This window comes from Nocardia sp. NPDC060220 (assembly GCF_042727815.1).
Taxonomy (GTDB): domain Bacteria; phylum Actinomycetota; class Actinomycetes; order Mycobacteriales; family Mycobacteriaceae; genus Nocardia.
In genome coordinates, this window is sequence record NZ_JBHWZY010000212.1 from 1 (window position 1) to 9,113 (window position 9,113).

3 protein-coding genes are annotated in these 9,113 nt (G+C 70.6%); all 3 read left to right on the forward strand.

Annotated features, from left to right (window positions below; all coding sequences use genetic code 11):
• Nucleotides 1-112 precede the first annotated feature (112 nt).
• Nucleotides 113-7,240, forward strand: coding sequence for an amino acid adenylation domain-containing protein (locus ACFWF3_RS13625; protein ID WP_379313926.1), 7,128 nt, complete (start codon nucleotides 113-115; stop codon nucleotides 7,238-7,240).
• A gap of 246 nt (nucleotides 7,241-7,486) precedes the next feature.
• Complete coding sequence (locus ACFWF3_RS13630) at nucleotides 7,487-8,509, forward strand: alpha/beta hydrolase (RefSeq protein ID WP_379313928.1); 1,023 nt, start codon at nucleotides 7,487-7,489, stop codon at nucleotides 8,507-8,509.
• Nucleotides 8,510-8,655: 146 nt separating this feature from the next.
• On the forward strand, nucleotides 8,656-9,113 hold a 458-nt coding region (locus tag ACFWF3_RS13635), incomplete at its 3' end, for a TetR/AcrR family transcriptional regulator (protein ID WP_379313927.1).

Here is a 9,113-nt window from a genome sequence, read left to right on the forward strand (position 1 = left end):
CGGATAAAAGCGGAACGTGAGACTCCGAGGCTGATTCGGTGACGCCGAATTCCTCGCGAACATCACCTTCGCGGGCCCGGCGGCCGAGCCGGAGCGCACCCTCGCCCAGCTGATGGACGAGGCGGTGCGCGCCGATCCGACCGGCATCGCCCTGCGTGGTGACGGGCGCGGATTCACCTACACCGAGCTCGATGCCGCCGCCAACCAGCTGGCCCGTGGCCTGATCGCCCGTGGTGCAGGCCCGGAAGTCGCAGTCGCCGTGGCGATTCGGCGCTCGGTCGAATCGGTGCTCGCGGTCTGGGCGATCGCGCGCACCGGCGCGGTGATCGTGCCGATCGACCCCGGCTATCCGGCCGAGCGGATCAGCCACATGGTCACCGACTCGGGCGCCGTCTTCGGTATCACCCTCGCCGCCGAACTCGCCGGATTGCCCACGCTGTCCGGCGCAGGCGGCTGGGTAGCGCTCGACGATCGGGCGTTCACCGCCGAGATCGCCGGCTGTGCCACCGTGGGCCTGCGCGAGATCGAACTGCTCACCCCGCCGAGCACCGCCAACGCCGCGTACATGATCTACACCTCCGGTTCGACCGGACTGCCCAAGGGCGTCGTTGTCACCCATGCCGGGCTCGCCAACTTCTGCGCCGAGCAGAAACAGCGCTACCGCCTCGACTCCGCGACGCGCGCACTGGCTTTCGCCTCCCCGTCGTTCGACGCGTCGGTGCTGGAACTGCTGCTCGCCATCGGTGGCGCGGGCACCCTGGTAGTCGCTCCCGCCGGATCCGTCGGCGGCACCGAGCTCGCCGAGCTGATCCGTACGGAGGGCGTCACCCACACCTTCCTGACCCCCTCGGTGCTGGCCACCCTCGACCCCGACGGCGTTCCCGGTCTGCGCGTCCTGATCGTCGGTGGCGAGCACGTACCCGCCGACCTCGCCGCGCGCTGGAACACGCTGCCCCAGCGGCACTTCCACAACGGGTACGGTCCCACCGAGACCACCGTCATGACCGCCATCAGCGACCCGCTGCAGCCGGGCGATGCCGTGCACATGGGCGGCCCGATCCGCGGCATCCGCGCCCTGATCCTCGACGAACGCCTTCGTCCGGTCCCCGGCGGTGTCACCGGCGAGCTCTACCTCGGCGGCATCCAACTCGCCCGCGGCTACCACCAGCGCCCCGCTCTCACCGCAGCGCGCTTCATCGCCGACCCGTTCGGTCCCGAGGGCGCCCGCCTCTACCGCACCGGCGACCTCGTTCGCCGACGTGGCGATGTCCTGGAATTCCAGGGCCGCAACGACTTCCAGGTCAAGATCCGTGGACTGCGCATCGAGCTCGGCGAGATCGACGCCGTGCTGGCCGCCGCACCCGGAGTCTCCTGGGTCGCCACGCTCGGCCGCGACAACGGCGCCGGCTCGACGATGCTGGTGTCCTACGTCCTGGCCGACGAGGGCCGAGCGCTCGATACCGCCGAACTCACCGCGCTCGCCGCGCAGGTGCTGCCCGACTACATGGTGCCCGCCGCGATCATCGTCCTCGACGAGATTCCGCTGACCCCCGTGGGGAAGCTGGATCGGCGCGCGCTGCCGGACCCGCTCGCCGCTCGCGGCGAATACCGTGCGCCCCGTAGCGCCGCCGAGAAGACCATCGCCCGGGTCGTCGCCGATGTCCTCGGCCACGACCGGGTCGGTCTCGACGACGACTTCTTCGCTCTCGGCGGCGACAGCATCACCGCCATCCAGGTCGTGTCGCGGGCCTCGGCCGCCGGAGTGGTCCTGCGACCGCGCGACCTGTTCGACGCGCGCACCGTCGCCGCGCTCGCCGGACGCGCCGAAGTCGCCGTCGCGCCGAGTGCGCCGTCGGCCACGCTCCCGCTCACCGCCACCGCCGCCCAGCTCGCCGAAGCGGGCGAGGCCGCGGTCGAACCCCGCGCCGTACTGCTCGAAGTACCGGCAGACTGCCCGGACGAGGCCGTCGCGGCCGCCGCAGCCGCGGTGATGAACCAGCATCCGATGCTGTGGGCGCTGCTCGACCGCACCGGCGACACGCCGGTGCTGCGCATCCCGCCGCCCGACGAACGCATCGGCGACGCCTTCCGCAGGCTCGACAACGAAGACGGTGAGTCCTCGCTACCCGTCGACGACATCGTCGCCGCGGCCTCGGCGGCGCTCGACCCGGACGAGGGCCGCAACATCCACTTCGTCCTCACCGGCGACGCCGGTAGCTCGGCCACCCTGGTCGTCGTCGCCAATGCCCTCGTCCTGGACGAGAATTCGTGGCGCGCGGTGGTCGACCAGCTGACCACGGCCTGGAGTCGCGGCCGCCACGCCGCACCCGCCGCACCCGATGCCGGACTCGGCGACCTGGTACGCCACCTCGCCGCATACCCGTCCACCGCCGCCGCACGGACCGAACGCGCCTACTGGCATCGCGCGATCCGATCCAGGGCAGGCGAATCCGCCGATCTGCACCTGCGCAACCGGGTCTCGCTGAGCATCACCGGCGAGGGCACCACCGCGGTGCGCACCGTCGCCGATGCCTACCGCGCCACTGTCGACGAGGTACTGCTCACCGCCGCCGCGCTGGCCCTGCACACGGCCGCCGACACCGCCGCGGCACGGGCGATCGGCACGGTGGTGCGGCTGCGCGCCGACCAGCGCCTGCTCGGCCGACCCGATGCGGAGAACGTCGTCGGCGGGTTCACCACCGACTACCCGCTCGCGCTGCGCCTGGACGGCATCGACGTCGCCGACGCGCTCGTCGGCGGTCCCGCCGCGGGAACGGCCCTGGCCCAGATCAAGGAACTGCGCCGCGCGGTTCCCGCCCACGGCGCCGGCTTCGGTCTGCTCCGCTACCTCGACACCGAGACCGCCGACAGCGTCCGCACGCTGGATCGCGGCCGATTCGCCGTCCGTCTGCGCGACCTGCGCCCCGCGCGCGTGCACACCGATGTGGCCGCCGACGACCTCGCCCTGGTGCTCACGGTCGACGCGACCGACGACGGCTTGGTCGCCCGATTCGACTACGCCACCGCCGTACTCACCGCGGACGCGGTCAAGACCTTCGCCGAACACTGGATCCGCGCGCTCGGCGGACTCGCCGAACACGGATTGCAGCCCGGCGCGGGCGGATTCACGCCGTCGGACTTCCCGCTGGTGCGACTCGGCCAAACCGAGCTGACGCGTCTGGTCCGCCGCTACCCGCTGCTCAGCGACGTGTGGCCGGTGACGCCGCTGCAATCGGGCATGCTGTTCCACGCGCTGCTCGCGGAGAACTCGGTCGACCCCTACATCACCCAGTTCGTGCTCGACCTCGATCTGTCCGTGGACGACGAGAAACTGCACGAGGCGGCACAGGCCGTGCTCGACCGGCACGACAACCTGCGCGTCGCGTTCGCCACCGACGCCGCGGGGACCCCCCTGCAAGTGGTGCTCGACGACATCGACGTGCCGTGGCAGGTCATCGACACAGTGCTCGATGGCGCCCCTCCCGAGGGCCCTGCGTGGTCACGCTCCGCTGCCGCCTCCGGGCCCGCCGGTCGGGGCGCGGACGCCGCCGCCTACCAGCGCATTCGCGCCGCCGATCTGGCCGCGCACTTCGACATGGCCGCCGCGCCGCTGCTGCGGTTCACGCTGGTGCGCACCGCCGAGACCGCGCACCTGCTCGTCACCAGCCACCACATCCTGATCGACGGCTGGTCGACCCCGCTGCTGCTACAGGAACTGCTCACCGCGTACGTGGTCGGCGGTCGGAGCAGGCGCCTGCCCAAGGTCGCGCCCTACCGCGACTACCTGGCCTGGCTCGTCGGCCAGGATCTCGAAGCCGCCAGGACCGCATGGCGCACCGCGCTCACCGGCCTGGCCGAACCCACTCCGCTCGCGCCCGTCGATCAGGGCCGCGAGATCGCCACGGGCACCGGCGAAACCGGGTTCGTGCTCGCCCCGGCGGACACCGCCGCGCTGAGCGAGCTCGCCGCGAGCCTCGGTGTCACGGTGAACACCGTGGTCCAGGCGGCCTGGGGCCTGCTCATCGCACGGCTGGTGGATCGCGACGACGTGGTGTTCGGCGCCACCGTCTCGGGCAGGCCGGCCGAGCTCGACGGCGTGGAACGGATGGTCGGGCTGTTCCTCAACGCGATTCCCGTTCGCGTGCGGTTGCGTCCCGGCGACACCGTCGCCGAGCTGCTGCGCACGCTGCAGGACGATCAAGCCGCGCTGCTCGATCACCACTATCTGGGGCTCGGTGAGATCCAGGAGATCGCGGGCATCGACGCGCTGTTCGACTCGCTCGTCGTCTTCGAGTCGTTCCCGGTCGACCGCGAAGCACTGGCACAGGCCGCGTCCGGATCGGCCGCCGTCACCGGGATGGACGCCGCCAACGGCACCCACTACCCGCTCACCGTGCAGGTGGTCGCCGACGGGCAGCTCCGGGTCTCGGTGAAGTACCTGCGCGATGTGTTCGGCGAGGACACCGCCAACGCGCTGGCGCAACGCTTTTCGATGCTGCTGGCGAGGTTCGTCGCGAGTCCGCAGGCCAGGATCGCCGAGATCGATGTGCTGCTCGCGGAGGAACGCGCGACCCTGGCGGCGGTCAACGCCACCGACGCGCCCGAACTGCTCGACGAGGCGACCCTGCTGTCGCTGTTCGACGCGCAGGTCCGGCGCACGCCCCAGGCCACCGCACTGGTCGACGGTGAAACCACCTACACCTACGCGGAATTCGACGAACGCGTGCGCGAGCTCGCCGGTTCCCTCCGTGCACGGGGCGCCCGGCCGGAGACGCTCGTCGCGGTCGCGATGCGGCGCGGCATCGACCTGGTGACCGCGATCTACGCGGTGCTGCGGACCGGTGCGGCGTACGTACCGGTCGACCCGGACTACCCGGCCGAACGGACCGACCGGGTGCTGGCTTCGGCCGCGCCGATCTGCGTGCTCGCCACCGCCGGTTTCACCACCGACTCCGGCATTCCCGTCCTCGAGCTAGCCGCTGTCAGTGGCGAAGCGGCGGAGCTGGAGCTGCCGAAGGCCGACAATCTCGCCTACGTCATCCACACCTCCGGGTCCACCGGCACGCCCAAGGGCGTCATGCTGACGCACCGGCAACTGGTCAACCAGTTCCGCTGGGCGCAGCGCACCTACCCGCACGGCCCCGGCGACGTGGTCCTGCACAAGACCCCGGTCACCTTCGACATCTCCACCTGGGAGTTGCTGTGGCCGTTGCAGACCGGCGCCACGGTGGTGATCGCCGCCCCCGACGGTCACCGTGACCCGGCCTACCTGGCCGAGGTGATCACCGAACGCGCCGTCACCACCGTGCATTTCGTGCCGTCGATGCTGGACGCCTTCCTCGCCGACCGCGACACGGGCGAATTCCCCTCGCTGCGGCGGGTGTTCGCGGCGGGCGAGGCGCTGACGTCCTCGACCGCGCGCCGGTTCGGCCAGGTGCTGCCCGCGGCGGCACTGGTCAACTGGTATGGCCCCGCCGAAGCCACCGTGGTGACCGCGGCGCAGGTAGAAGCCGGTCCCGCCGTGGGTATCTCGATCGGCATACCGGTCGCCAACACGCGCGTCCACGTGCTCGACCGGCAACTGCGACCCGTCCCGCCCGGTACCGCGGGGGAGCTGTACCTGGAAGGGGTGCAGCTGGCCCGCGGCTACCTCGGCGCGCCCACCCTCACGGCCGAACGCTTCGTCGCCCATCCCGGCGGCGTCAGGCTCTACCGCACCGGCGACGTCGTGCGCTGGACTACCGACGAGAGCCTGGAATACCTGGGCCGCAGCGACTTCCAGGTGAAGCTGCGCGGTCAGCGCATCGAGCTCGGTGAGGTCGAGGCGGTCCTGCGCGATCATCACAGTGTCCGGCATGCTGCCGTCGCGCTCGTCCACGGCCCGACGGGAGACCGGCTGGTCGGCTACGTGGTGCCGGTCGAACCGCCGGTCGAGGAAGCCCCCGCGTCGGCCCGACCGGAGGGCTATTCGATCGAAAGCGGCGCCACTACCACTGGTTTCGATCAAGTCGCCTTGCTCGCCCATGCCAGGGCAGCGCTCCCGTCGTACATGGTTCCGGCGACCGTGGTGATCCTGAGCTCGCTGCCGCTCAACGCCAGCGGCAAGCTCGACCGCAAGGCCCTGCCCGTCCCCGCCTTCACCACCCGCGCCTACCGCCCGCCGACCACGCCGTTGCAGCGTGCCGTCGCCGAGGTCTACGCGGAGGTGCTCGGCGCGGGCAAGGTCGGCCTCGACGACGACTTCTTCGAACTCGGTGGCAACTCCCTGATCGCCACCAAGGCGATCAGCCGCCTGCGTACCAGGGTCGGCGCCGAGGTGCGGGTGCAGTGGTTCTTCACCGACGCCACTGTCGCCGCGCTGGCCGAGCGGATCGACGCCACCCAGTCCGCCGGCGGCGATCGCGACCTCACCTCCGACCTCGAATCCGACGACGCCCTCGGCGTCCTGCTGGCCATCCGCAATCGGGTGCCGCACGGCACGGAAGCCGGCGGAGCGCTGTTCTGCATCCATCCGATGTACGGGCTGTCCTGGTGCTACGCCGGGCTGGCACAGTACATTCCGGCGCGGCGGCCGATCTTCGGGCTCCAGTCGCCCGCGCTGAGCGAGGCGGGCTACCTGCCGGGCACGCTCGCCGAGATGGCGCGCCGCTACGCCGCCGAGATCAGGACCCAGCAGCCGCACGGCCCGTACCGGCTGATGGGCTGGTCGCTGGGCGGTGTGCTCGCCCACGCCGTCGCCACCGAACTCCAGGCGGCGGGGGAGCAGGTGTCGCTGCTGGCGATGCTGGATTCGCATCCCGATATCGATGTCCCCGATTTCCACACGGCGGTCCGCGACGCGCTCGCCGAACTCGGCGTCGATATCAGCGCGGCGCTGCCCGCCGCGGGGGTGCGCGAACTCAGCGAGGACGCACTGGCCGCGCTGCACGCGATCATCCCGGCCAACATGGCCGTACTCACCCCCGAACGGGTGCGCCGGATCTATCGCAGCGCGGTGCGCTCGGCCGAGCTGATCGCCGAACACCGGCCCGCGGTGTTCCGCGGCAGGCTGGAATACTTCAGCGCGCTCGGACATGAGGCGGCGGCGGCCAATTGGGCCCCGTATGTCGACGGCGCGGTGCGTGATCGGCCGGTCGCGGTGGTGCATGATCAGATGACCTCGCCGCAGGCGCTGGCGGAGATCGGTCCGCGATTGGCGGAGCTGCTCGACGCCGGTGACCGCGCGGCCGGGGCACGGTGACACCAACGCTGGTGCGCGGCGACATGAACGCTGGGGCGCAATGACATCAGCGGTGCCGGTGAGGCATGATGTGACCGCGCTGTTGTAACGATTACCCCTGTTGTAACCACCGGATAACCCGTAGGGTCTGGCTGGTTGCAACTTCGTGCCCTGTCGGAGCACGGACCGAATCGGAATTCGAGACGAAGCGAAGGTGCGAAATTGATGCGTCGGCACACCCGGCGTCGTGGCTCCCGGGCCGCGGCGATGATCGCGGCAACGGCAGTGGCGGCGGGACTGATGTCCGGCATCGGTACGAGCCCGGCATCAGCTGACCCGATCATCGATTCCAAGAGCCTGCTCGCCAACCCGGTCTCCGAGGACGGCTCCAAGATCGTCAAGGCCGAAGTGAAGGACTCGCGCAGTCTGCGACTGCACGTGTACTCCGCGGCCATGGACCAGAACATCATCGTCGACGTGCAGCGCCCCGCCGACGCCTCGGTCCCGCGCCCCACCCTGTACCTGCTCAACGGTGCGGGCGGCGGCGAGGATTCGGCGTCGTGGGTGGCCAAGACCGACGCGCTCGAATTCCTCGGCGACAAGAACGTCAACGTCATCCAGCCGATCGGTGGCGCCTGGAGCTACTACACCGACTGGATCCACGACGACCCGGTTCTCGGCCGCAACAAGTGGAAGACCTTCTTCACCGAGGAACTGCCCCCGCTGGTCGACGGCGCGCTCGGTACCAACGGTGTGAACGCCATCGCGGGTCTGTCCACCTCCGGCACCACCGTGCTCGCGCTGCCGATCGCCAAGCCCGGCCTGTACAAGGCGGCCGCGGCGTACAGCGGTTGCGCGCAGACCTCCGACCCGGTCGGTTCGGAGTTCGTGAAGGTCACGGTCGAGACCTGGGGTGGCGGCGACACCATGAACATGTGGGGTCCGCAGGGCTCGCCGGACTGGGTCGCGAACGACCCGTACGTGAATGCCGAAGGTTTGCGCGGCCTCGATCTCTACATCTCCACCGGCAACGGCCTGCCCGGCCCGTACGACACCCTCGACGGTCCGTACGCGCTGCCCGGCGCCTACGGCCTGGCCAACCAGATCGTCATCGGTGGCGTCATCGAGGCGGGCACCAACTACTGCACGCACAACCTGGCCAACCGGCTCAACGAGCTGGGTATCCCGGCGACCTTCAACTTCCGCCCCAGCGGCACCCACTCGTGGGGCTACTGGAAGGACGAGCTGAAGCTGTCGTGGCCGACCCTGGCCCGCGGGCTCGGCCTGTAAGCGCCGGTTTCTCCCGAACCGCCCCGATAGCGAGCACGTCGCTGCCGGGGCGGTCCCATTTCCTCGACCTGCCCTCGACGTTTGCGAATTGTGGTTAACTTAGGTTGACTTGGACCAACCCGGTTCGCGCAACGGAAAGTGAGTGCATGGTCGCCGATCGCAGTGAGGCCGAACAGGCCCGCGAGCCGACGGCCGCACCTGCCCGTGTCGTGCGCCGCAGGCCGAAGGACCGCAAGATGCAGATCATGCGGGCCGCCGCCCGTGCGTTCAGCGCGCGCGGCTACTACCCGGTCGGCGTGGACGAGATCGCCGCCGAGGTCGGCATCTCCGGACCCGCGCTGTACCGCCACTTCGCCAACAAGTACGCGCTGCTCGTCGCCGCCGCCGAGGAGGGTGCTCGGGGTTTGCGCGATGTCGCCGCGGCGGCCGACGACCCGTCGCTGAGCCCGGAAGCCAGGCTCGACGCGGTGCTCACCGCCGTCGCCGAACGCAACATCGACATCCGGCGCGAGGCCGGGCTCTACCGCTGGGAACGCCGCTACCTCGAGCCCGACGACCGGGTGCGCATTCGCGCGTTCTATCGCGAACTCGAGGCGAACGTCGC

What these genes read in the sequence shown, in the direction of transcription:
- ACFWF3_RS13625 (WP_379313926.1), top strand. Translation starts at nt 113, where the DNA reads ATGGACGAGGCGGTGCGCGCCGATCCGACCGGCATCGCCCTGCGTGGT.
- ACFWF3_RS13630 (WP_379313928.1), top strand. Translation starts at nt 7,487, where the DNA reads ATGATCGCGGCAACGGCAGTGGCGGCGGGACTGATGTCCGGCATCGGT.